Here is a 23,410-nt window from a genome sequence, read left to right on the forward strand (position 1 = left end):
GCCTTGCCCGCCTCCCGCGCCGCCTGCAGTTCCAGCAGCCCGGGCAGCGACCGCATGTCCTCGATGATCGCGTCCGGCTCCAGCGCCTCGACCTCCGGCCGCAATCCGCTCGGCCCGATATGCCCCCCGCCGGCATAGGCGAACACCCGCATCCCCGCTGCCCGCGCCGCGCTGATGCCGGCCGGCGAATCCTCGATAACGAGGCAGTTCTCCGGCAAAACGCCCATCTCGCGCGCCGCATGCAAAAACAGGTCCGGCGCCGGCTTGCCGTTCGTGACCATGCTCGCCGAGTAGATCCGCCCCTCAAACCGCTCCAGCAGCCCCGTGAGCTCGAGGCTCAACCGGATCCGCTCGACCCCGCTCGACGAAGCCACGCAGAACGGCAGCTCCAGCCCCGCCAGCACCTCGCCGATCCACGCCGTCGGCTTCAGCTCCTGCCGGTAGAGCGCATAGAGCCGATCGCGCATCCCGCTCAGCGACGCATCGCTCAAATGCGCGCCGTGGCTCTGGTTCAGGCTCTCCGAAATCGAGGCCAGCGACCGCCCCAGATACGAGCGGAACGCCAGGCCCGGCTCGAGCGCGATGCCCTGCTCGCCGATCAGCTCGAGCAGCACGCGCATCGCCAGCGGCTCGCTGTCCACCAGCACGCCGTCGCAATCGAAGATGACGAGCTTGATCGGCGCCATGAAGTCCTCCCGGCCCTATCGGTAGCCGGGCGGCGTCCGCTTCGGCAAGGCGGTCACAGCGTGTTGCCGAGATAAGCCTCGAGCGTCGCCGTCGTCCCCCGCGACCACAGGCTCGCAAGCGCCGTGGTGAAGGCCGTGACATAGGCCGGGTCGGTCGCGAGCGGCCCGAAAATGTCCGCCATCGACAGCCACGCCACCGGATCGGCCTTGGCCACCTTGGCCAGCGCCGTCAGCCGGTCCCAGCTCGGATCGTTGGGCGGGATGGCCTTGCCGCTGTCGCTCTCGCCATAGCAGTAGCGGGCCCACAGCGCCGAAACGAGCGCCAGCCCGGTAACGCCCTTGCCCGCCGCCAGCCGGTCCGCCGCCGAGGGCAGGATGAACTTGGGCTGGCGGTTGGAGCCATCGAGGCACAGCCGCTGGATGGTGTCGCCGATCTTGGGGTTCGAGAACCGCCGTTCGATCAGCGCGTAATACTCGCCGAGGTCCGTATCCGGCACCGGCGGCACGACCGGGATGATCTCCTCGCGCTCGACCTTTTCGAGGAAGGCGCGGATCAGCCGATGTTCCATCGCCTCGTGCACGAAATGGATGTCGAGCAGCCCCGCCGGGTAGGCGATGATGGCGTGCCCGCCATTGAGGATGCGAATCTTCATGTGCTCGAACGGCGCGACATCGGGCACGAACTGCACGCCCACCTGTTCGAGCGCGGGCCGGCCGGCGGGGAAATTATCCTCCAGCACCCACTGCTTGAACTCTTCGCAGAACACCGGCCAGGCATCGGCAATCCCGAACTCGCGCTCCAGCGCCTCGCGCTCGCGCTGGCTGGTCGCCGGGGTGATACGGTCGACCATGCCGTTGGGAAAAGCCACCGCCTCGCGCACCCAGCGGCCGAGTTCAGGGTTGATCAGCTCGGCGAGCCCCGCCACCGCGTTCTGTGCCACATGGCCGTTGCCGGGAATGTTGTCGCAGCTCATCACCGTGAAGGGCGCGATGCCGCGCTCCTTCCTGAGCTGCAGGCCGAGCAGGATCAGGCCGAACACCGTGCGGGGCGCCTCCGGGTTCACGCTGTCGGCGACGATGTCGGGGTGGTCGGCGGCGAAGCGCTGCGAGGCCGGATCGATATAGTACCCGCCTTCGGTCACCGTCAGCGACACGATGCGAACCTTGGGGTCGGCCAGCGCCTCGCTGATGGCGGCGAGGTCACCCACCGGCAGGAAGTCGATCATCGCACCGGTCACCCGCGCCCCGGTGTGGCCTGCTTCCTGCTCCACGACCGTGGTGAGGTAATCCTGCGCGCCAAGCTTTGTGCGCATATCGGCGTCATTGGCGCGCACGCCGGCGCCGATCAGCGCCCAGTCATGGTCGAGCCCGAGGTTGAACAGCTGGTCGAGATACACGGCCTGGTGGGCGCGATGGAAATTGCCCACGCCGAAATGCACGATGCCGGCCGAAAGGTCGCTGCGCTGGTAGTTCGGCACGCTGGCCTTTTTGGCAATCTCCGGCAGGTGGGCGGCGGAGAGTTCGATCGGCATGGCTCTAGTCCTTGGTCTAACGGTTCATTGTCGGGCGAGGCGCAGCCTCACTCACCGACGTCATTCCCGCGAAAGCGGGAATCCAGTCGATCTGTTCACCGCCGCCGGCTTCCGCTGCGTCCCACCAGGTGCCTCTTTCGCAGGAACACTGCGGTGCCCGTTCAGCGCAGCGCCTGGCCGGCCTGGTCGAAGCGGTAGATGCGGGCCGGGTCGGGCGACAGCCAGACCCCTTCGCCGGGATGGTAGTTGTTCTCGCCTTCTGTGCGCACCGTCTGTAGCCCGGCGCCGTCGACATGCACATGTAGAAATGTGTCGGAGCCCAGGTGCTCGGCCACGCCCACCCGGCCGCTCCACTCGCCGGCATCGCGGGCGATGCGGATATGCTCGGGCCGGACGCCGATGGCGTGCGCCTGGTACTTGCCGGCCGCGCCGCCCTCGAGGAAGTTCATCTTGGGCGAGCCGATAAAGCCGGCAACGAAGCGGTTGGCCGGGCTCTTGTAGAGCTCGAGCGGCGTGCCGAACTGTTCCACCCGGCCGGCATTCAGCACCACGATCCGGTCGGCCATGGTCATGGCCTCCACCTGGTCGTGCGTCACGTAGACCATGGTTGTCTTGAGCTGCTGGTGCAGTTCGGTGATCTCGATGCGCATGTTCACGCGCAAGGCCGCATCGAGGTTCGACAGCGGTTCGTCGAACAGGAAGGCCTTGGGCTGGCGCACGATGGCGCGGCCGATGGCGACGCGCTGGCGCTGCCCGCCCGACAGCTGCCGGGGCTTGCGGTCGAGGTAGTCGGTGAGGTTCAGCACTCGCGCCGCGTCTTCCACCTTCTGGTCGGCAATGGCCTTGTCGATATTGGCCATCTTGAGCGGGAAGTTGATGTTCTGGCGCACCGTCATGTGCGGGTAGAGCGCGTAGGACTGGAACACCATGGCAAGCCCGCGATGCGCCGGTCCCTTGTCGGTCACATCGACGTTGTCGAGCTTGATGGTGCCCGAGGTCGTGTCCTCGAGGCCGGCAATCAGTCGGAGGAGAGTCGACTTGCCGCACCCCGAGGGTCCGACGAAGACGACGAATTCGCCGTCCTCGATTTCGAGCGAAACATCGGGAATGACCTGATGGCCGCCAAAGGTCTTGTTGACGTGTTCGAGCGTGATCGAGCCCATGGTCCGAATTCCCCTATTTCACGGCGCCGAAGGTGAGGCCACGCACCAGCTGCTTCTGGCTGAACCAGCCCAGCAGCAGGATCGGCAGGATGGCCAGCACCGATGCGGCGGAAAGCTTGGCCAGGAACTGGCCTTGCGGTGACGAGAAGGACGCGATGAACGCGGTCAGCGGCGCCGCGTCGTCGGTGGAGAGCCGCAGCGTCCAGAACGCCTCGTTCCAGGCGAGGATGACGTTGAGCAGCAAGGTCGAGGCGATCCCCGGCACCGCCATCGGCAGCAGCACGTAGACCAGCTCCTTGCCCAGCGTCGCGCCGTCCATGCGCGCCGCCTCGAGGATGTCGACCGGGATTTCCTTGAAGTAGGTGTAGAGCATCCACACCACGATCGGCAGGTTTACCAGCGTCAGGATGATGGTGAGTCCGAGCAGGGTGTCGAGCAGCCCGGTATTGAGGAAGATCAGGTACATCGGCACCAAGACGCCTGCCGCCGGCATCATCTTGGTCGACAGCATCCACATCAGCACATCGCGCGTCCTGGGCGTCGGCGTGAACGCCATCGCCCAGGACGCCGGCACCGCGATCAGCAGCGCCACCAGCGTCGAGCCGATCGAGATGATCACCGAGTTGAAGAACGGCCGGAAGTAATCCTGCTGGTCCAGCACCATCGAGTAGCTCTCGAAGGTGAAGGACGGGATCATCGAAAACCCCGCCGCCGCCTCGCCCTCGGTCTTCATGCTGGTGATGATGGTGTAAAGGATCGGAAAGAACACGATCAGCGCCACCAGCCAGACGAGGATCGTCATGGTGAGTTTGCGGCGCGTGGATACGGCCCGGGCCATTAGTGGTCTCCCTCGAATGTTGCGGCAAGGGGCCAAGACCCCTCACCCGTCTCGGCCTTCTGCCGATCCACCCTCTCCCCGACGGGGAGAGGAATGGTGGTAGCCGCCGGCCCCTCGGTATTCTTCTCCCCGTCGGGGAGAAGGTGGCGCGCAGCGCCGGATGAGGTGTTCAAGCGCACCGGCCTCTCCCTGATCCTCCCCTGCGAAGCGGGGGAGGGGGACCAGCGAAGCTGGTGGAGGGGGCGGCAAAGCGAGCCGGTGTTTGGGGGCGCCCCCTCCACCGCCTGCGGCGGTCCCCCTCCCCCGCTGCGCAGGGGAGGATGACGGAGAGATCGAGCACCTCAAGCATCCAAATTCCTCCCCACCGCCCGCATCAGGAAGATCGCGACAATGTTCGCCAGCACCACCGCCACCAGTCCGCCCGCCGCGCCGGCGCCGATATTCCCGCCCAAAACGCCCGTGTTGTAGATGAGGAAGGGCAGGTTGGTGCTGGCAAAGCCCGGGCCGCCGCCCGTGGTGATCTGGATCTCGGCATAGACGCCGAGCAGGTAGATGGTCTGGATCAGGATCACGACCGTGATCGCCCGTGCGAGGTGCGGCAGGATGATGTACCAGAAGCGGCGCAGCGCGTTGGCGCCGTCCATCTCAGCGGCTTCCTTCTGCTCTTCGCTCAGCGATTGCATCGCCGTCAGCAGGATCAGCGTCGCGAACGGCAGCCACTGCCAGGCGACGATCAGGATGATCGACAGCAGCGGATAATTGCCGAGCCAGTTGACCGGCTCCTGCCCGAAGAATCTCGATATCGCGGCGAACACGCCCCAGGTCGGGTTCATCAGCTCGTGCTTCCAGATCACCGCCGCCACTGGCGGCATGACGAAGAACGGCGAGATCATCAGGATGCGGACGATGCCCTGGCCCCAGATCGGCTGGTCGAGCATCAGCGCCAGCAGGATGCCCAGCCCGACGGTGATCACCAGCACGCCGACGACGATCAGCAGGGTGTTGAGGATGGCCGGCCAGAACGCCGGGTCGGTGACGAAGAAGGTGAAGTTGCTGAAACCGGCAAAGCCGGAAATGGCCGGGTTGGTGAGCCGGTAGCGCTGGAACGCGAACCAGATGGTGAGCGCCAGCGGCACGACCATCCAGATCAGCAGCACGAACACCGAAGGCGCCATCATCAGCCGCGCCAGGCGATGGGTCTGCTTGGTGGCCATTTATGTCGTCCCCCCTCGTACGCCGGGTCCCCACCGGCTTGGTCATAATCGCGGCCGCTCGTGCCACCGTCGCCCCACCCACCGGGTGTAGGCTAGTCCGCCGGCGGCGTGCCCCGGCCTCTCCTCGATCCTCCCCTGCGAAGCGGGGGAGGGGGACCGCCGAAGGCGGTGGAGGGGGCGGCGGGAAGCGCCGGTGGACCAAATGGTCCGCTTACTTCGTTGGCCGCCATCTCATGTTCTTTGGAGAAGAAGCCCGGCAGCCGAAGCCGCCGGGCAGTCGCCCTTGGAGGAGGACTCAGTAATACCCGGCCGCGCTCATCTCGCGGTCGACGGTCTGCTGCGCCTGGCTCAAGGCGTCATCGACGCTGGTCGAGCCGGCAAGGGCCGCCGAGAACAGCTGGCCCACCGTGGTCGCCATGCCGGCGAACTCGGGGATGGCGACGAACTGCACGCCGGTATAGGGCACGGGCTTCACCGTCGGCGCGGTCGGGTCGGCCGCGTTGATCGAGTCGAGCGTCATCTTGGCGAAGGGCGCCGCCGCCTGGTACTCGGCATTCTCGTAGAGCGAGGTGCGGGTGCCCGGAGGCACGTTGGCCCAGCCTTCCTTGGCCGCGACGAGCGCCAGGTAGTCCTTGCTGGTTGCCCAGGAGATGAACTTCTCGGCCGCTTCAGCCTTCTGCGAGCCGGCCGGAACCGCGAGCGACCAGGCCCACAGCCAGTTGCCGCGCTTGCCCAGGCCCGTATCGGGCGCCAGCGCGAAGCCGACCTTGTCGGCGACCTGGCTCTCGGCCGCGTTGGTCACGAACGAGGCGGCGACGGTGGCGTCGATCCACATCCCGCACTTGCCCTGCTGGAACAGCGTCAGGTTCTCGTTGAAGCCGTTCGACGAAGCGCCGACCGGGCCGGCATCCTTCATCAGGTCGACGTAGAACTGCAGCGTGTTCTTCCACTCCGGCTGGTCGAACTGCGGCTTCCAGCTCTCGTCGAACCAGCGCGCGCCGAACGAGTTCGACATCGCCGTCAGGAACGCCATGTTCTCGCCCCAGCCGGCCTTGCCGCGCAGGCAGATGCCGTTGATGTCGTTGGCGCGGTCGGTCATCTTGCGCGCCGCGTCGGCGATGAAGTCCCAGGTCGGGGCGTCGGGCATGGTCAGCCCGGCCTTCTCCATCAGGTCGGTGCGATACATGATGAAGCTCGACTCGCCGTAGAACGGGGCGGCGTAGAGCTTGCCATCCGCGCTGAGGCCGCCGCGGATGGCGGGCAGCAGGTCGTCGACGTCATAGGCGTCGCCGAGATTGTCGAGCGGCAGCAGCCATCCATTCTTGGCCCAGATCGGCACTTCGTAGGTGCCGATGGTCATCACGTCGAACTGGCCGCCCTTGGTGGCGATGTCGGTGGTGACGCGCTCACGCAGGATGTTTTCCTCGAGCGTCACCCATTGCAGCTGGATGTCGGGGTTCTTGGCCGTGAAATCGTCGGTGAGGCCCTGCATGCGCACCATGTCGCCATTGTTCACCGTGGCGATGGTCAGCGTCGTCTGCGCATAGGCGGTGGAGCCGAGCGCAGCCACGAGCACGCCCGAAAGAAGCGGAAGCAGTCTCATCAATGTCCTCCCATAGCGAGCATTTGTCTCGCTGATGGGCAATTACTCACCAACTTTAGGATGATGTCAAGCGGTCGCGAGGGTGTTCCTCACGGCGAGCAACGGCACCCCAGCGCCGATGTGCTGGCAGAAGTTCGTGTACTAACGCTGGACTATCGGTGGCCAGATGCCGGTCTTTAGGCCGCCAGTATGGCCTCGGCGGTGCCTTCGTCGGTGATCAGTCCGTTGACCAGCCGGCGGTTGAGGGCGGCGCGGATCCCCGGTGTTTTTCGCTCGCCCACGGCGATTGCCACCACGGTCGAGTTCTCTCGAGACGGCAGGGGGGCCGAGGCTACGCGGTCGTTGGTCAGTCCGTCGATGAACTTGCCCTGCGCGTCGAACGCCCAGCCGACGATCTCGCCGACTGCCCCGGCCTTCTGCAGATGCTTCAACTCGGTCGGCGAGATGAAGCCGTCCTGCACCAGCGGAGCATCCGGTCCCAAGTCGCCGATACCGACGAAGGTGACATTCGCCTCCTGCGCCAGGGCGTGCGTTTCCCTGATCATCGGCTGGCTCAGCAGCATGTCGCGCTCGGCCGCCGAGGACGCGATGACGGGCAGAGGCATAGGGAAGGCGCGGGCCTTAACTGCTTCTGCGATATTGAAAATCACGTTGTAGAACGCCGCCGAGCCGTCCGGCGCGATCGAGCCTGTCAACGACACGATCTTGTGCTGTGGCGCCTCCATCGGCGTCAGCTGCTCGATCGCCGCCTTGAGCGTCCGGCCCGTGCCGATCGCCATCACCACCGGCTTGTCGTTCCTGAGCCAGCGCTCGATCTGCGCCGCCGCCGCGATCGCCACCCCGTGGATCGATCCCGGCGCATCCGGATCGGTCGGCACCACCTCGGTGAAGTCGAGCGCGTACCTGGTCCGCAACTGCTCCGCCAGCTCCATGCACCGCCCGATCGGATGGTCGAGCCGCACCCGCACCAGTCCCTCGCTCACCGACAACGATACCAGCCGCTGCGCCGTCTGCCGCGACACCCCGAGCTTGCGCGCAATCTGCTCCTGGTTGTTCCCTGCCACATAATAAAGCCACCCCGCCCGCGCCGCGTCATCCAGGCGAGTGACCGCTGTTTCCTGACGCTGCGCCATGACGTTTCTGCCCTCCGGGTGGGCGGATACTCATCGAATAGGCCAGTTATCGCAAGGACATATTTCGATGCAGCGTGACCGAGTGCGGCGGCGGGATGGCCACCCGCCTCAATCGATTGCGAGCTGAGTCCCGGAGATGCGGTCGAACCGGATCGTCACATTGCGACTTCCCAGCTTCACATTGCTGAGGGTGAAATGGTCGAGTCCGACGTCCACTGGATCGACATTGATGCTGCCATCCTCTGCAATCTGCAGACCGGCGACGTGGCGGATGATGATGTCGATCAGATAGGAGTGGTTGTAGTCCACCTCGTCGCTGATCGGCTCGCCGCTCATACTGTCATAGTGCTCGACGAGGTACGGCGTGACGCCGTCGCGCTGCTGGAAGTGGAGCAGGGCGTATTGCCAGAAGAAGTGACTGAAGAGCTCGTCCTGCGCGTGGGCGTTTTGGCGGGAGACCTTGCCGATGGCGTCGAGGACGACGGAGTTGGTGTAGGGCCAGGTCGGGCCATCCCACATGCAGCCGTTGCGGCCCTTGAAGAACTGACCCTTCCACGAGCCGCCGGGCTGGAAGACTTCGCATTTCGGCGAAACGGAGGGGAACGGGTTGCCGGTGTCGAACTCGTCGGGGCCGAGCGCGGCGAGCAGGCCATCGAGATGCTGGGGGCCGGCGATTTCTGCCCACCAGGGATAGAAGCCAACGATGTTGCGGACCATCGCCTTCTCGTCGGTCTGATGGTGAAGGTCGTAGAAGAAGGCGGTATCAGCGTCCCACTGCTTGCTGAGGACATCGGCCGCGATTGCCTCGGCGAGCGCGTCGAACTCGGCAGCGTCTCCATCGCCGGCGAGGCGGCAAAGGGCGGCGGTGCCACGAGCGTTGAGATATTGGTAGATGGCGCGGTCGACGCGCTTCAGCGGCGTGTAGGTCGACTGGTCGAACGGGTCGTTGGGGAAACCGTGGAAGTACCAGTAGCTGGGCTGGTACTCCTTGCCGGTGAGCTGGTGCCGCTGCTGGATCGGCAGATTGTCGCCGCCGGTGGCGAGAAATTTCGACTCACCGCGCACCTGGGTCTTCAGCAGAGGCAGGGCGGCGCGGGTATTGTCGTCGAGGCCCTTGGCGAGCGCGTACTGGTAGGTACCCCAGCCCATGAAGTTGGCGTAGGGGTGGATGGTCTTGCTGAGGGTGCGCGCGTCGAACTGGCCGTCTTCGCGCTGTGTACCGGCAAGAACGTGGAACAGCCCGTCGATGAGGTGCGGATCATGGTGCCAGCGCGCCTCGATCAGGTGCATGGGGGTCGACAGCGGAATGAGTTTCGAGAACTCCCAACCCACCGGCGACCACGGGGTCTTGCTCATCTTGTGTGAGCGTCCCTCGTAGAAGAACGAGCCATCGAGCGGGGCGAGGCCGGGACGCGCGAGGTTATGGCGCAGCAGGTACCAGCGATAGGCATAGAGCCGGTCGAGCACCGGGCTACTGCTCGAAAAGTGCGGGACCTGGTCGAAGAAGGATTGGTAAGCGGCCTGCTGGTTGACGAGGAGGGTGGCGCCACCGGTGGCGGCGGCCTTCTTGGCGTTCTCTGTGAGGGTCGCCCATTCGTCCGACTCGGCAATGCCAACGGCGGCGGCGACGACGAACTCCGCGGTGGCGTCGGGGGCGAGGGTGAGGCCGGTCCACAGGTTGGGAGCGCTCGCCGCGATGATGGCCCGGAGGGTGAAGCCATGGGTTTCGATGGCTCGCTCACCGCGAGCGATGGCGCCGTCGAGATGGACCCACTCGGGATCGATCTTCAGCTGCAGGGTGACGGGCGTGTCGCCAGCATTGTGCCAGCGTTGCAGCGAGACGGCCTCGTCTTCCCAGGTGATGTACTTGCGCTCCTCGAGCGTGACTGTACCGAACTGGGTCCGCGCCGTCAGATGGCTGGGCCGCCACTCGACCTCGGAGGGAAGCGTGGGCGTGCCGGCGTGCTCAACCGTGAACAGCAGCGGCATGTTGATCTTGTGGATGAAGTCGAGGGCTCCGGAAAAGCCGGGGGCATCGTCGAGATAGTCGGCCCAGAACCGTGCGCCGGTAGAGCCAAGCAGCAGGGTGCCCGGCTTGGTGCGGAGGCCGCGACGACCGGTCTTCAGGAGCTCGTCGATCTTCATGCCGGAAAGTCCGCGTCGACTTTGTCGAGGATCGGGCCAAGCTTGCCGATCTGCTCTTCAGCGAGACGAACTAGGGGCGGGCGGGTATTGGTCCAGCTCGAAACGCCGTAGCGGCGGGCGACCATGGCCTTGATGGTCGGGATCTGCGGGAAGCTGTTCGATGCTTCGCGCAGGGCGACGATGCGCTTCTGCGCGGCTTCGACCTCTGCTGCAGCGGACGGGTCGGCGAGCTTGTCGAACACCGTGCGGAGCTGCTTGCCGGCGAGGTTGGAGGTGGCGGTGATACAGCCCGCGCCACCCTGCTGCAGGAGGGGCAGGAGCAATGGATCGGCGCCCGCAAGCACCGACAGCGTCGGGAAACGCTTCACCATGGCGATCATGTTGTCGAGCTGGCCGCCCGAATCCTTCACCCCGGCGATGGTGCGCGGATATTTCTCGATCAGGCGGCCAATGAGATCGAGGCTGAGCGGAATCTGGGAGATCGGCGGGATGTGGTAGAGCACGACCTGCAGCCGGTCGTCGGCAATGCTGTCGAGCACGTGGCTGTAGGCATCGTAGAGGCCCGGGTCGGAAACGCCCTTGTAGTAGAAGGGCGGGAGCATCACGACCTTGCTGACGCCCAGATCAAGCGCGTGCTTGGTCAGCGCGATGGTCTCGGGCAGGGCGCATAGGCCGGTGCCAGGCATCAGCGCGTCGGCGGGGATGCCGCCCTTCACCACCGCCTCGAGCATGGCCATCCGCTCGGCCAGCGAGAACGAATTGGCCTCGCCCGTCGAGCCGAGCAGGGCGACGCCGTGAAGACCATCGGCGAGGAGCTGTTTGCTGTGGGCAACAAGCGCGCCGTGGTCGGGCGAAAGGTCGGCATTGACCGGCGTGGCGGCGGCACTGAACACGCCTTTGATCGATGACATGAAAGGAGCTTTCGGTTCAGGCGCGCGAGGCGGCCAGCTTGCGGGCGTAATCGATGGCCGCGAGCATGTTGACGTGCTTGGCCTTGCCGGTGCCGGCGAGGTCGAAGGCGGTGCCGTGGTCGACCGAGGTGCGGTCGATGGGAAGGCCGAGCGAGACATTCACCGCTGTATCGAAGGCGACGAGCTTGATCGGGATATGGCCTTGGTCGTGGTATTGCGCCACGACGAGGTCGAAGGCGCCGGAATAGGCCCGGTAATAGAGGGTGTCGGCCGAGATCGGGCCGACGACGTCGATGCCCTCGGCACGCGCGAGGGCAACGCCGGGGGCGACCTGATCGTCGTCCTCGCGGCCGAACAGGCCGTTCTCGCCGCAATGCGGGTTGATGCCGGCGACCGCGATACGCGGGTTGTCGTAGCCGATGCGCCTCAGGTGGTTGTACCCGACCCGCACCGTCTCGAGGATGCGCTGCGGCGTGGCGCGGCCGATGGCATCCTTGAGCGACACGTGGGTCGAAACGTGGATGACCTTAAGCTTCTCGGACGCGAGCAACATGAAGCTCGAGCGCGACCCGGTGAGATGGGCCAACATGCCAGTGTGCCCGTCGAAATGGTGGCCGGCGAGGTTCAGGGCTTCCTTGTTGATCGGCGCGGTGACGATGCCGGCGGCCGAGCCCGATGTTGTCAGCTCGACGGCGCGAGCGATGTAGCGGTAGCTCGCCTCGCCGCCGACCGGATCAAGCTTGCCGAAGGGCAGGGGCATGCCGTCGACCTGCACATGCTCGAGGCGGAGCAGGTTGCCGGCGGCGGGCGCATCGGCGGGGCCGAGCTTGAGGCCGGCACCCGTGACGGCGATGGCCTTCTCCAGCGTCTCGGCCGAACCGACGACGACGATCTGGTCGCGTATGGTCTCAGGTAGTTCGGCCGCGGCCTTGACGATCACTTCGGCGCCGACGCCGGCCGGATCGCCCATGGTAATGGCGATGGGTTTGCTGGCCGTGGCCATGATGGTCTCCTCAGGCGCCCTTCACCCAGTCGGGGCGAACGCGCACGAACTTGATGGCCCGGCGGAAGTAGGTGAAGGCCACATTGATCCGGCCCTGCGAGTCGGCCGTCACCGTCGGATAGGACAGTTCGCGGGCGCGGCGGTCGGGCTTGTCGAGATTGAGCGCAGGCGGAGCCTCGGGCGCAAGCTCGATGTCGCGGATTTCCGGCCAGCTGCGCCCTTCGTCGTAGGACAGGGCCAGAGACAGCGGGGTACGCGGCACGCCCCAGATCGGCGCGCCCTTGGCGTTGGCGCGGATATCGGCTTCGGCAGCGATGTTATTGAAGACGAGGCCCCAACGACCGTCGCCAAGGTCGCGGACCTGGATCGACGAGTTGTTGTTGGGAAGCGCCGTCGCGACGGGCTTGCTCCACGTACGGCCATTGTCGGTCGAGGTCGCGGCCATGATGTTGTCGGCGTAGCGGCTGCGGAAGAAGGCGGCAAGCGAGCCGTCCTGGCGCTGCACGATGTTCATATGCACGGCGCCCTTGCTCTCGGGCACCGGATGTTCGGACCACGTCCCGCCCCGGTCGGAGCTGATCTTCACGGCGCTGACGTCGTTCTGGCCGTGCCACTCCTCGCCTTCGACGGGCAGGCAGTGGAAGATCGGCAGGATCCAGTCGCCGTTGTTCAGCACCAGCATGGGCTGACGGATGAAGGTGCCCACTTCGTCGAACAGCGTGTCGATCTCGCCCCAACTCTTGCCACCATCCCTGGAGATGCGGCGGCGAACGACCGCGGTGGCCTGATTGCCGAACAACTGCCCAGTCCATAGCAGCCAAAGGTCGCCATCGGGTGCCTGGAACAGGACGGGGTTTTGTTCAGAGCGCTCGGGGTCGTCCGAGACCTTGATTTCGGGCGTCCACTGGTTCGAGCCGGCCGGCAGGCGGGTGAAATAGATCGAACCGTCGGGCTTGCCCTCGCCCTCGCCGCCGAACCAGGTGCATGCGAGGTCGCCATTGCTCAGCGCCAATAGGAATGAGGCATGCACCTGCGCCACATGGGTGGGCAGAAACGTCTCCTCGCGATGGGCGTCGCCTGCGGCTATGCGGATGGTTCCGTCGGCGTCGATGGTGGCCCGCGACATGGCTCTCGCTCCCTGCTTTGCTAACTTGTAAAGTCATTATCATGGGAGTTTTGCATGCGCAAATGCATATTTTATTATGCAAAATCAGTTAGATACTGAACAATGCGAGATTGTCGCAGGGGATATGAAAGATACATGTTGACATGATCATAACCTGTGACATCATCCGGCCGCCATCACCGCAAGCGGCCAAACGCCGGAGGGTGCGGTGACCTAATGGGAGGATTTCATGGTCGAAAAATCGACTGGCGGCCTGTCGCGCCGCGACGTGCTTCGGGGCGGTGCTGGTGTGGTCGTCAGCATGACTGCCTTCGGTCTGCTCGGCAGCGGGGCGATGGCTCAGCAGCAGCAGGTCTTCAAGATCATTCATCCGTCGTTCGACATGAACTGGTCGCCCTATCGTGGTGGCGGTGCGGCGTTGCGCTGGCACTCGCTGTGGTGGGCGGGGCCGATGTATTTCGACGACAAGGGCGAAGTTCAGCCCTACATCTTCGCCAGCTGGGAGCCCAACGCCGACTGGACCCAGTGGACATTCAAGCTGGACCCCAAGGCGGTGTTCTCGGATGGCTCGCCCATCACCCCGGCCGACGTGAAGGGCTCGTGGGAAATGGGTGCTATGCCGCTTACTGCCAGCCAGCGCGTGCCGCTGGTGCTGGCGGGCGTGCAGGGCTATGACGAGCTCTCGGCCGGGACCGGTACCGAACTGGCGGGCGTTGTGGTTGTCGATGACGCGACCATCCAGGTCACGCTCAAGGCGCCCGACCCGATCTTCTACATGCGCCTCGCCAACCACCTGGTGCCGATCTCGAAAGTGTCGCAGTCGCGCGGCGCCGACGGTAACCAGAACCCCGACTGGTACACTCCCGAGGGCGGCGTGGTCAGTTCCGGCCCGTTCAAGCTCGTGGCGATGAACCTCGACGAGGGCACCGTCGCCTGGGAGCCCAACGAGAACTTTTTCGGCCCCAAGGTGAAGCTCAGCCGCATCGAGCTGCGCGTCATCGAGGACTCGGTAGCGGCGACCGCGCTCCTGAAGAGCGGTGAGGCCCATGCCCACACCGCGCTCGTGACCCCCACTATCGTCGACGACCTCGGCGTGGACTTCTCCAAGGGCACCGAGATTCCGAACGGCCAGCACTTCTACTTCAACTCGAAGACTGCTCCGTTCGACGACGTCAACGTCCGCAAGGCGCTAATCCTCGCCGTCGACCGCGCGGAAATGATGCGTGCGTCCTTCCCCAAAGGGCCGCACAGGCAGGCCGAGCAGATCCTGGTGGGCGTCAAGGGCGTCGACCAGAACTGGGAGCCGTATCCCTACGATCCGGAAGCCGCCAAGGCCGCCCTCGCTGCCTCGAAATACGGTTCGCCCGACAAGCTGCCGCGCATCATCTTTGCCGGCATCATCGCGCCGGCCGAGCAGGCGGCGGCACAGTTCGCCATCGAGCAGTGGCGCCAGAATCTCGGCATCACCGCGATCGAGCTGAAGCCCACGCTCGACAATTTCGCGCCCGCCGACGTGCACATCGTACGCGATGACGCCGGCTCGCGCGTTCCGGATGCGACGGAGTTTCTCCGCACCGCCATCCATTCGACATCGCGTGTCGCCCGGGAGAAGATGAACGGATACTCCAACCCGGAAGTCGACAAGCTGCTCGACGAGGCGGCGCCGTTGCCGGTGGACGATCCGAAGCGTGACGAACTGGCCCAGGAGGCGCAGCGCGTTTTCCGCGAGGATTACCAGCTGCTGCCCTGGTACATCGAAGCCATGTCGCGCTGGGCCCTGCCCAACATTGCCGGCATGGAAAAGAACCTCGACTGGCAGGTGTTCGCGCCCTGGAACATCGAGATCACCTGATCTCGCCACTGCGAGTAGAGTAGGGGGCCGCGCCGCGGGTGCGGCCTCAACAGCCGAGGTTTGCCGATGCTCACATATGCCCTCAAGCGCCTGCTGCTATGGATCCCGTCGGTACTGCTAGTGCTGCTCGCGGTTTACGCGTTGGCCTTCTATGGCGCCGGCGATCCCATCAAGCTCATCTTCCTGCGCGAGCCCGGAGGCATCGCGTTCTCGCCGGAGCGGCTTGCCGCCATTCGTGAGGCGGCGGGGCTCGATCGGCCATTCCTGGCCCAGTTCGGTGACTATGTCTGGCGCGTGCTGCACTTCGATTTCGGCAACTCGCTGACCTCTGGCCGCTCGGTGGCGCGCACCATTGCTGCCGCCGCGCCGGTGTCCATCCAGCTGGGCCTGCTGGCGATTGCGCTGACTGCCATCGTCGCCATTCCGCTCGGCGTGATTGCTGCGCTCAACCAGAACCGCGCGATCGACTACGCCATCCTCGGTTCAGCGTTGTTCTTCTACGCCATCCCCGCCTATGTCGCAGGCCCCATCCTGATGGTGCTGCTGATCCTCGTACTGCCCGGGGGCTCGGTGCCGTACGGCTGGGGCGGGCTGTTCGATGTGCGGGTAATCCTGCCGCTGATCGTGCTGTCCATGCATCCGATCGCGCTCATCGTCCGCCAGACCCGTTCGGCGGTGATCGAGGTGCTAAGCGAGGATTTCGTCCGCACCGCCCGCGCTAAGGGCCTGCCCGCGAGCAAGATCGTCACCCGCCATATTCTCAGGCCGATCCTGACGCCGGTGCTGACGCAGCTCGGGCTGATCATGATCACGCTCGTCAACGGCGCGGTGTTTGTCGAGCTGGTGTTCGGCCTTCCGGGGCTTGGCCGCCTCGCCATCCAGTCGCTGCTCAATTCCGACTACCCGGTGATCCTTGCCGTGACGCTTATCGCCTCCGCTCTCGTGATGGTCTCCAACCTCGTGATCGACCTGGCCTATCCGCTGCTCGATCCGCGCGCCGCCGAGAGGAAGTAAGCCATGACCACGATCGACACCGCCAAGCTCGAGGAAAAGCCGGCCGGCCTCTGGTCCGATGCCTGGGCTCGCCTCGCCGCCAACAAGATCGCCATGGTGGGACTGGGAGCGATCGTGCTTCTGATCCTTATTGCCATCTTCGGGCCGATGCTGACGCCCTACGATTTCCTCACGCAGAGCCTCGACAGCCGCAACCTGCCGCCGTCCGCCGCGCATTGGCTCGGCACTGACGAACTTGGCCGCGACGTCGCGAGCCGCGTCATCTACGGCACGCGTACAGCCTTCTTCGTCGCCATCGTGGTGACGGCCATCTCGGTGGTCATCGGCTCGGCGCTGGGCGCCATTGCCGGTTACTTCGGCGGCAAGGTCGACGCCACGATCATGTGGTTTACCGACATCTTCATGTCGGTGCCCAACCTGCTGCTGGTCATCGTCATCAACACCTCGCTGAAGCCTCCGTTGGGCCGCTGGATGGACTCGCTCTATCTGGCGACCGGCAACACCATGTTCCGCAACACGGTGATCGTCGACTTCCTCATGGTCTTCGGCACCATCGCGCTGGTGATGTGGCCGCCCTATGCCCGTACGGTCCGCGCACAAATCCTCACCGTTCGCAGCCAGCCCTATGTGCTCGCCGCGAAGTCGCTCGGCCTCACAAGCCGGCAGATTATCCTGCGTTACCTGATCCCCAACTCGCTCGGCCCGCTGATCGTCGCGGTTTCGGCCGGGCTCGGGGGCGCCATGGTGCTCGAGAGCGCCTTCAGTTTCCTGGGCGTGGGCGTGCAGCCCCCGACCCCGAGCTGGGGCCTGATGATCTCGGATGGCCTGCGCACCTGGCAGCAATACCCACATCTGCTGGCGGCGCCCGCTATCGCGCTCGCCGTCGCGTCGGTCGCCTTCAGTTTCATTGGCGATGGCCTCAACGACGCCCTCAACCCCAAAGGTGCCAAGTAATGTCATCGGCTTCTTCTGCTGCGGCGGCGAGTGCGTTGCTGCGCCCGGTGTCCTTCGTCCAGCCGCCCCGGATCGAGTACGGTCCGGGCAAGGCTCGGACGTTGGGCGAGTTCGTGCCGGGCTGGCAGGGCAAGCGCGTGATGATCGTCGCCGACGCCTTCAACGCCAGCCGCGTCGAAATGCTCGGCCTGCCCGAGCAGCACCACGTCTTTTCCCGCGTGAAGCCGGAGCCGGACCTGCCCAACCTCGAGCAGGCCCTCGATGAGGCGCGCGGCTTCAGTCCGGACGTGATCGTCAGCTTCGGCGGCGGCAGCGCCATGGACCTGGCCAAGCTCGTTGCGGTGCTGATGGATAGCGGCAAGGCCTTTCGCGATATCGTCGGGGTCGGCAAGGCCGATCCGCGCAACTGCGCGCTGATCGCCATTCCCACCACCGCCGGCACTGGCAGCGAAGTCGGCGCCCGGGCGCTGGTCACCGATCCCGCGAGCCAGAGCAAATCTGCCGCCGACAGCCGTCACATGGTCGCCGACCTTGCCATTGTCGATCCCGACCTGACGCTGTCGCTCCCCGCTGCAGTCACCGCGGCGACCGGGGTGGACGCGCTGGCCCATTGCGTCGAAAGCTTCACCAGCAAGCGCTCGCACCCGCTGGTGGATATCTACGCCCGCGCCGGCATCACGCTAGTCGGCCAGTACCTGAAGCGCGCGGTGACCGATGGCAACGATGTCGAGGCCCGTGCCGGCCTGGCTATGGCGGCGCTCTATGGTGGCCTGTGCCTCGGCCCGGTCAACACCACCGCCGGCCACGCGCTGTCCTATCCGCTGGGCACCCGCTACGGCATCGCCCATGGCCTCGCCAACGCCGTGATCTTCCCGCACACGCTGGCCTTCAACGCCGCAGCGCAGGCGGACAAGACGAGTGAGATTTCGGCGCTGATGGGTTTCTCGGACGACCTGCTTGAAAGCGCCTATCGATACTGCGCCGACCTTGGCATCGAGATGCACATGTCCAGGCTGGGCGTACCGGCCGATGACCTGCCGTCGATGGCGGAAGAGGCTCACGGGATCAGACGCTTGCTGGATTTCAACCCGCGTGACATGACCCCCGCAGAGATACTCGGCCTCTATCAGGCAGCGTACTGAGGCGGGGCCCTGCCGCTCCGCAGCGGCAGGTAGGGGACTACAGCGACAGGTCCAGCATCCGGCCCTCGAACAGCCGGTCCCTCGACCCTTCGAGATGCTGCCGCATCAGGTCGCGCGCCGTCCCGGCCTCGCCGTCGCGGATCGCCTCGAAGATCGCCCGGTGCTCGTCCAGTACCTTTTCGAGTCCGCGCCCCGGGCCCATCAGCGCCAGCCCGTGCAGCTTCATGCCCACCGCGATATGAGTGCGCAGAGCCTGCATCGCCGAACTGTAATAGTGGTTGTTCGAGGCGTCCGCGATCGCCAGGTGGAACGCGAAGTCCGCGTCTTCCCGATGCCGGTGCTGGTCGGTAGCGGTGCTCAGCAGATCGACGACCTGGCCGATCGAACCGATCGCCGCCGCATTGCGCCGCCGGGCTGCAAAGAACGCCGCCTCGGGCTCGATCGTCAGGCGGAATTCGTAGCAGCGCTGGATATCGGCGATGGTTTCGACCGGAGGGAAGCCCAGCGAACGCGGCTCGCTGCGCAGCCGCACGAAACTGCCGGCACCCTGTCGCGAATAGATCAGGCCTTCCTTGCGCAGCCGCTCCAGCGCCTCGCGCACGATCGGGCGGCTGACGTCGAACTGGTCCGACAACTCCTTCTCGCTGGGCAGCTTGTGGTCGGGCGCGTATTCACCGTTCGAGATGCGGGTCAGCAGCAGCTGGTAGACCCGGTCGGCAAAGAGCGTGCGATGCCGTGGCTCGTCGTCGAACCCCGCGCCGGCCTGTTTGACATCGCTCATCATTGCCCTCCTGCAAATGCGTCGCCAGCAACCGGCGTGGCGTCTTGTGAAAAGCTCGCAAGCCGCAGGATGTCCTGAGGTGTGCCGAAGCCGCCGGACTTCGTCAATATTGTGAGGCTCCGATCCCCAAGCGTTGCACGGGTCACCGGAATGCCCGGCAATACTTCGCCAAGCACCTCGAGGCAGCCGATTCCGAGCGCTCCCAGCACCGACTGCGCGGTTTCCCCGCCGGTCAGCAACACAGTACCGAAGGCGCCGTCACGTAGCAGGTCGGCGACGGAGCGGCCGAACCGCGCCATTGCTGAGCTGAACCTGTGGTCGTGCGCCACCACAGCCTGCACCAGCGTTGGTCCGCCTGTCATTGCGCCGATCGCCCCGTCGCGCGAGACGATGTGATTGAAAGCCAAGCCCGCACGTGCCAGCTCGACCTGTTCGAGCGTGATCGGGTCGCGCGAGCCGATTGCCACCAGCAGTGAACCGGGCAGCCGCCGTGTCATTGAAGCCGGGCGATGACCGAGGAGCTCGGCGAGCGCCAAGCCGAGCCCGTTCGCGCCGACCAGCAGCGCGTCGCTCGCGGCATCGCGCACCAGCCTCGAAATGGCCGAGGCATCCGGGGTGTCAGGGGCCAGATGGGGAAGCGCGCCGAATAGTGGCGCAATGGCGATCGGGTCCGGCACGCCATGGCCGACCACGTGCCCGCCCCGCACGATACGCCCCTGGCTCGGGACCGCAGGCGCCACCAGCGCCCGTGTGCGCCCGAACGCTGCCATCATCGCGGCAACTTCCACCGCGACATGGCCCTTGAGCCGGGAATCGACCTTTTTCAGCGCCCATTCGGGCCGCGATGCCGCAAGCTCTTGCGATACGGAGGTGACTGTGTCTCGCGCCGTCTCGGCCGTGCCTTCGCGGCTCGCCGTGTTCACCACGACAACGTCGGCCCCCGAGCCGACGGCCTCTGTCGTGGCCCGGGGGCCGATCGCCACCGTGACCCGCAGCCCGCGCGCGGCGATAGGCGCGCTGACATCGAGCGCCCCCGTCAGATCATCCGCAACAATGGCCAGCCGCACCTTGCCGTCTCCTCCACCCACGAGGGCATGTTGCTTGTAAAGGTCTATGTGAACATGTCAATATTGTCGCAGGATGTGGCTCGTGATGGATGCGGCACAAGACCACCTAACGAACTGAAATACAGCGAGATTTCTGCGCAATGCCAATCGCGTTTACAAGTGAGTGATAACTTGACAATTTGCTAACATCGCCGCTAGATGCGACCAATGCCGGCATTCGAAGCCGCGCTTGCCGGAGGAGTATGCCGTGTCCAACCCTGTGCTGTCTGTCAACGGGCTCAAGACCTCGTTCCGCAACCGCAACAAGTGGATCGAAGTGGTGCATGGCGTCAGCTTCGCGGTGGGCAAGCGCGAGACGGTGGCGCTGGTGGGCGAGAGCGGTTCGGGCAAGTCGGTTACCGCCATGTCGGTCATGCAGCTACACAATCCGGGCAACACGCATGTCGAGGGCTCGATCCTGCTCGAGGGCCAGGAGTTGCTGGGCCTCCCCAATACGGCGATGAACGCCGTGCGCGGCAAGCGCATCGGCATGATCTTCCAGGAGCCGATGACCAGCCTCAACCCGGTCATGCCGGTCGGCGAGCAGATCGCCGAGGCGATCATGGCGCACAAGGCCGTGTCGCACGCCGAAGCGAAGGCCGAGGCGATCCGCCAGCTTGACCGCGTCCGCATCCCCGACGCCAGGACCCGCGCCGGCGAGCATGCGCATCAGTTCTCGGGCGGCATGCGCCAGCGGGTGATGATTGCCATGGCCCTGGCCTGCAGCCCGCGCCTGCTGATCGCGGACGAGCCGACCACTGCGCTCGACGTCACCATCCAGGCCCAGATCATCGAGCTCATCAAGGCCTTGCAGGACGAGGAGGACATGTCCGTCCTGTTCATCACGCACGACATGGGTGTGGTTGCCGAGATCGCCGACCGCACCGTGGTCATGCGCCGCGGCCTCGTGGTCGAGGACCGGTCGACGGTGGATATCTTCGCCTCGCCGCAACAGCCCTATACCAAGGCGCTGCTTTCGGCCGTACCCAAGCTCGGCGCGATGGCCGACGAACCGCGTCCGCGCAAATTCGCCATCGCCGATCCTGAGACGGGCAAGCTCGGAGAGGCCGCCGCCAGCGCCGACACCGTCAGCCAGGATGCCGCGCCAGTGCTCGAGGTGAAGGATCTCACGACACGCTTCACCATCCGCTCGGGCCTCATGGGCCGGGTGAAGGGCAGGGTGCATGCGGTCGAGAAAGTCAGCTTCTCGCTGCAGCCGGGCGAAACGCTGTCGCTGGTGGGGGAGAGCGGTTGCGGCAAGTCCTCGACCGGCCTCTCCATCCTCCAACTGGTAAAACCCACCGGCGGTTCGGTGAAGCTCGATGGCGAGGAGATCGTCGGCCTGTCGGAAGACCAGCTGCGCTCGCGACGCAAGCGCATGCAGATGATCTTCCAGGATCCGTTTGCTAGCCTCAATCCGCGCATGACGGTCGGCGGCGCCATTGCCGAACCGATTCTTCTGCACCGCATGGCCGATCCCAAGGAAGCGCCCCAGCGCGTCGCCGAACTGCTCGAGCGCGTCGGCCTATCGCCGGCGATGGCCAACCGCTACCCACACCAGCTCTCGGGCGGCCAGCGCCAGCGCGTTTGTATCGCCCGTGCGCTCGCGGTGAAGCCCAGCGTCATCGTCGCCGACGAAAGCGTTTCGGCCCTCGACGTCTCGATCAAGGCGCAGGTGGTGAACCTGATGCTCGAACTGCAGGAGAGCCTGCGGCTGAGCTACCTGTTCATTTCGCACGACATGGCCGTGGTCGAGCGCGTCAGCCACCGCGTGGCCGTGATGTTCCTGGGCGAGATCGTCGAGATGGGCACGCGCGCGGAAATCTTCTCGAACCCGCAGCACCCCTATACGCGGAAGCTGCTGGCCGCGATCCCTGTGGCCGACCCCACGCAAAGGCAGCGCCGCCGCAACATCGGCAGCGAGGACATCAGGAGCCCGCTGCGCCAGCCCGAATACGTCCCGCCAACCCGCGCCTACGCCCAGGTATCGGACAGCCACTACGTGATGGCGCAGTAGGCACGACATAGTTGGTCACGATCCAGCCGCAACGCCGACGGACGGGCCGCGGTACACCGGAACAATGCGCATGCCCTGTTGGTCATGACACCGGCGGCTGCGTTTTACCTAGGCATTCGAGCATTTGGCACAGGAGTGGCACACCGCGCTCCGTGCACACGCTCATGAGAGTGCCGTGACGCGTTAACTGTCTGAAATTGCTTGCAAAAAAAGTGGTACGCCCGCTGGGATTCGAACCCAGGACCATTCGATTAAAAGTCGAATGCTCTACCACTGAGCTACGGGCGCCTGAGCCTCAGGATCGGCGCGGAACATAGGCATTAAGCCCGGCCTGTCAATTGCAAACGGAGCAGGGCGCACCCGCTCAGTTGAGCAGCGGCAGCGGCTTGCCCGAATATGGGGCGGGCTCGCACGGCACGCCGACCGCATCGAGCCGGCCGCACAGTTCGAGCGCCGAGGCGCGGTCGATCACCGGGCCGGCGACGAGCTGCTTCATGCCGCCCTCGCCGTCGGTGAGAATGGGGGAGAGGCCGAGCAGCAGCGTGCCAACATTGGTGAGCATGTCCTGCCATTCGGCTTCCGCTGTCTCGGCGGCCAGCGGGAAGCCCAGTGCGACGCCCTGCGCCGTGATGCCGGGCAGGGCAGGCGGGATTTCGGCGGTGAGCGGCACCGCGGTGAGTTTCATCTCGTCCGAGCCGGGCGCCAGCGGCCGCTGCTGTACGGCGACGGTGCCTCCGTCGGTCTCGAACGTCACGGTCTTGCCGGCACCGATCGAGGCGGTCGACATGCTGTCGATGCGCGCCACGGCCTTGGCCTGTGATTCCTCGATGAGCTTGGGCACGCTGATTTCGAGCGCGCCGACGCGCTTGGCGACGAGGCCGGAGGAATCCTCGCTCAGCGCCAGCCGCTGGCTGAGTTCGGAGGCCTCGCGGCGGGCGCGGTTGGTCTCCTCCTCGAGCGTCGCGACTTCGCTGCGCAGCTGGTTGAGCGTCGAGCCCTCAAGCCGGGAGGCGTGCAGCGCGCCGTAGATGCTCGGCGGCACTAAGCCGGAAAGGTTGGCACCCAGGATCGCGACCACCCAGGCCGCGAGCGCGACGACACCCCATAGCGTGACGTCTGATTGCCGGAACTGGTCTGCTGCCTTGGCCAAAGCGATCCCCGAAAGCCCCACGAATCGGGGCTGCCCGCGT

The 23,410-nt window shown here is 65.5% G+C and carries 18 protein-coding genes, 1 tRNA gene and 1 pseudogene; 5 read left to right on the forward strand and 15 right to left on the reverse strand.

Features of this window, described 5'->3' with window-relative positions; translation table 11 throughout:
* Nucleotides 1–62: 62 nt before the first annotated feature.
* The 11 genes and pseudogenes from AC3A6I_RS07675 to AC3A6I_RS07725 form a co-directional block, all read right to left on the reverse strand.
* Nucleotides 63–686 (reverse strand): annotated as a pseudogene (locus AC3A6I_RS07675) (HAD family hydrolase); the annotation flags it as partial.
* A gap of 53 nt (nucleotides 687–739) precedes the next feature.
* A complete protein-coding gene (locus AC3A6I_RS07680; RefSeq protein ID WP_487543093.1) occupies nucleotides 740–2,218 on the reverse strand; it encodes a mannitol dehydrogenase family protein in 1,479 nt (492 codons plus the stop codon).
* A gap of 161 nt (nucleotides 2,219–2,379) precedes the next feature.
* A complete protein-coding gene (locus AC3A6I_RS07685) occupies nucleotides 2,380–3,381 on the reverse strand; it encodes an ABC transporter ATP-binding protein (RefSeq protein WP_487543094.1) in 1,002 nt (333 codons plus the stop codon).
* 13 nt (nucleotides 3,382–3,394) lie between these two features.
* Nucleotides 3,395–4,219 (reverse strand): carbohydrate ABC transporter permease, encoded by an 825-nt coding sequence (locus tag AC3A6I_RS07690; protein ID WP_487543095.1) that lies wholly within the window; start codon nucleotides 4,217–4,219, stop codon nucleotides 3,395–3,397.
* Nucleotides 4,220–4,560: 341 nt separating this feature from the next.
* Nucleotides 4,561–5,433 carry a carbohydrate ABC transporter permease gene (locus tag AC3A6I_RS07695; protein ID WP_487543096.1) on the reverse strand — a complete coding sequence of 291 codons (873 nt, stop codon included), beginning with the start codon at nucleotides 5,431–5,433 and terminating at the stop codon, nucleotides 4,561–4,563.
* Nucleotides 5,434–5,728: 295 nt separating this feature from the next.
* Nucleotides 5,729–7,036, reverse strand: a complete 1,308-nt coding sequence (locus AC3A6I_RS07700) for an ABC transporter substrate-binding protein (protein WP_487543097.1) — start codon at nucleotides 7,034–7,036, stop codon at nucleotides 5,729–5,731.
* Nucleotides 7,037–7,212: 176 nt separating this feature from the next.
* A complete protein-coding gene (locus AC3A6I_RS07705) occupies nucleotides 7,213–8,169 on the reverse strand; it encodes a sugar-binding transcriptional regulator (RefSeq protein WP_487543098.1) in 957 nt (318 codons plus the stop codon).
* A 108-nt stretch (nucleotides 8,170–8,277) separates the two neighbouring features.
* A complete protein-coding gene (locus tag AC3A6I_RS07710; RefSeq protein ID WP_487543099.1) occupies nucleotides 8,278–10,314 on the reverse strand; it encodes an MGH1-like glycoside hydrolase domain-containing protein in 2,037 nt (678 codons plus the stop codon).
* Entirely contained in the window at nucleotides 10,311–11,225 is a 915-nt protein-coding gene (locus AC3A6I_RS07715) for a dihydrodipicolinate synthase family protein (RefSeq protein WP_487543100.1), read from the reverse strand. Before AC3A6I_RS07715 ends, AC3A6I_RS07710 begins: the two co-directional genes overlap by 4 nt.
* A 16-nt stretch (nucleotides 11,226–11,241) precedes the next feature.
* Nucleotides 11,242–12,228, reverse strand: a complete 987-nt coding sequence (gene pdxA / locus AC3A6I_RS07720) for a 4-hydroxythreonine-4-phosphate dehydrogenase PdxA (protein WP_487543101.1) — start codon at nucleotides 12,226–12,228, stop codon at nucleotides 11,242–11,244.
* A 10-nt stretch (nucleotides 12,229–12,238) separates the two neighbouring features.
* A complete protein-coding gene (locus AC3A6I_RS07725; RefSeq protein ID WP_487543102.1) occupies nucleotides 12,239–13,354 on the reverse strand; it encodes a sialidase family protein in 1,116 nt (371 codons plus the stop codon).
* Nucleotides 13,355–13,583: 229 nt separating this feature from the next.
* Between AC3A6I_RS07725 and AC3A6I_RS07730 the strand changes: the two genes are divergently transcribed.
* From AC3A6I_RS07730 to AC3A6I_RS07745, 4 genes are all read left to right on the forward strand, one after another.
* Nucleotides 13,584–15,206, forward strand: coding sequence for an ABC transporter substrate-binding protein (locus AC3A6I_RS07730; RefSeq protein WP_487543103.1), 1,623 nt, complete (start codon nucleotides 13,584–13,586; stop codon nucleotides 15,204–15,206).
* A gap of 66 nt (nucleotides 15,207–15,272) precedes the next feature.
* Nucleotides 15,273–16,220, forward strand: coding sequence for an ABC transporter permease (locus AC3A6I_RS07735; RefSeq protein ID WP_487543104.1), 948 nt, complete (start codon nucleotides 15,273–15,275; stop codon nucleotides 16,218–16,220).
* Nucleotides 16,221–16,223: 3 nt separating this feature from the next.
* Nucleotides 16,224–17,174 (forward strand): ABC transporter permease, encoded by a 951-nt coding sequence (locus AC3A6I_RS07740; RefSeq protein WP_487543105.1) that lies wholly within the window; start codon nucleotides 16,224–16,226, stop codon nucleotides 17,172–17,174.
* Nucleotides 17,174–18,316, forward strand: a complete 1,143-nt coding sequence (locus AC3A6I_RS07745; protein ID WP_487543106.1) for an iron-containing alcohol dehydrogenase — start codon at nucleotides 17,174–17,176, stop codon at nucleotides 18,314–18,316. Before AC3A6I_RS07740 ends, AC3A6I_RS07745 begins: the two co-directional genes overlap by 1 nt.
* Before the next feature lie 37 nt (nucleotides 18,317–18,353).
* Here AC3A6I_RS07745 and AC3A6I_RS07750 read toward each other — a convergent pair whose 3' ends face one another.
* Nucleotides 18,354–19,100 (reverse strand): FadR/GntR family transcriptional regulator, encoded by a 747-nt coding sequence (locus AC3A6I_RS07750; protein ID WP_487543107.1) that lies wholly within the window; start codon nucleotides 19,098–19,100, stop codon nucleotides 18,354–18,356.
* Nucleotides 19,097–20,164, reverse strand: a complete 1,068-nt coding sequence (locus AC3A6I_RS07755) for a four-carbon acid sugar kinase family protein (protein ID WP_487543108.1) — start codon at nucleotides 20,162–20,164, stop codon at nucleotides 19,097–19,099. Before AC3A6I_RS07755 ends, AC3A6I_RS07750 begins: the two co-directional genes overlap by 4 nt.
* A 247-nt stretch (nucleotides 20,165–20,411) precedes the next feature.
* On the opposite strand from AC3A6I_RS07755, the gene AC3A6I_RS07760 reads away from it, so the two are divergent.
* Nucleotides 20,412–22,220, forward strand: a complete 1,809-nt coding sequence (locus tag AC3A6I_RS07760; RefSeq protein ID WP_487543109.1) for an ABC transporter ATP-binding protein — start codon at nucleotides 20,412–20,414, stop codon at nucleotides 22,218–22,220.
* 213 nt (nucleotides 22,221–22,433) lie between these two features.
* Here AC3A6I_RS07760 and AC3A6I_RS07765 read toward each other — a convergent pair.
* A tRNA-Lys gene (locus AC3A6I_RS07765) sits at nucleotides 22,434–22,508 on the reverse strand.
* Nucleotides 22,509–22,584: 76 nt separating this feature from the next.
* The gene (locus tag AC3A6I_RS07770; protein WP_487543110.1) at nucleotides 22,585–23,370 is read right to left on the reverse strand and encodes a hypothetical protein; all 786 of its coding nucleotides are present in this window, start codon (nucleotides 23,368–23,370) and stop codon (nucleotides 22,585–22,587) included.
* Nucleotides 23,371–23,410: the final 40 nt, after the last annotated feature.

This window comes from Devosia sp. Soil_C_22 (assembly GCF_057657195.1).

Bases quoted from the DNA above. Each gene is read 5' to 3' on its own strand.
- AC3A6I_RS07680 (WP_487543093.1), bottom strand. From the start codon at position 2,218: ATGCCGATCGAACTCTCCGCCGCCCACCTGCCGGAGATTGCCAAAAAG.
- AC3A6I_RS07685 (WP_487543094.1), bottom strand. From the start codon at position 3,381: ATGGGCTCGATCACGCTCGAACACGTCAACAAGACCTTTGGCGGCCAT.
- AC3A6I_RS07690 (WP_487543095.1), bottom strand. From the start codon at position 4,219: ATGGCCCGGGCCGTATCCACGCGCCGCAAACTCACCATGACGATCCTC.
- AC3A6I_RS07695 (WP_487543096.1), bottom strand. From the start codon at position 5,433: ATGGCCACCAAGCAGACCCATCGCCTGGCGCGGCTGATGATGGCGCCT.
- AC3A6I_RS07700 (WP_487543097.1), bottom strand. From the start codon at position 7,036: ATGAGACTGCTTCCGCTTCTTTCGGGCGTGCTCGTGGCTGCGCTCGGC.
- AC3A6I_RS07705 (WP_487543098.1), bottom strand. From the start codon at position 8,169: ATGGCGCAGCGTCAGGAAACAGCGGTCACTCGCCTGGATGACGCGGCG.
- AC3A6I_RS07710 (WP_487543099.1), bottom strand. From the start codon at position 10,314: ATGAAGATCGACGAGCTCCTGAAGACCGGTCGTCGCGGCCTCCGCACC.
- AC3A6I_RS07715 (WP_487543100.1), bottom strand. From the start codon at position 11,225: ATGTCATCGATCAAAGGCGTGTTCAGTGCCGCCGCCACGCCGGTCAAT.
- pdxA (WP_487543101.1), bottom strand. From the start codon at position 12,228: ATGGCCACGGCCAGCAAACCCATCGCCATTACCATGGGCGATCCGGCC.
- AC3A6I_RS07725 (WP_487543102.1), bottom strand. From the start codon at position 13,354: ATGTCGCGGGCCACCATCGACGCCGACGGAACCATCCGCATAGCCGCA.
- AC3A6I_RS07730 (WP_487543103.1), top strand. From the start codon at position 13,584: ATGGTCGAAAAATCGACTGGCGGCCTGTCGCGCCGCGACGTGCTTCGG.
- AC3A6I_RS07735 (WP_487543104.1), top strand. From the start codon at position 15,273: ATGCTCACATATGCCCTCAAGCGCCTGCTGCTATGGATCCCGTCGGTA.
- AC3A6I_RS07740 (WP_487543105.1), top strand. From the start codon at position 16,224: ATGACCACGATCGACACCGCCAAGCTCGAGGAAAAGCCGGCCGGCCTC.
- AC3A6I_RS07745 (WP_487543106.1), top strand. From the start codon at position 17,174: ATGTCATCGGCTTCTTCTGCTGCGGCGGCGAGTGCGTTGCTGCGCCCG.
- AC3A6I_RS07750 (WP_487543107.1), bottom strand. From the start codon at position 19,100: ATGATGAGCGATGTCAAACAGGCCGGCGCGGGGTTCGACGACGAGCCA.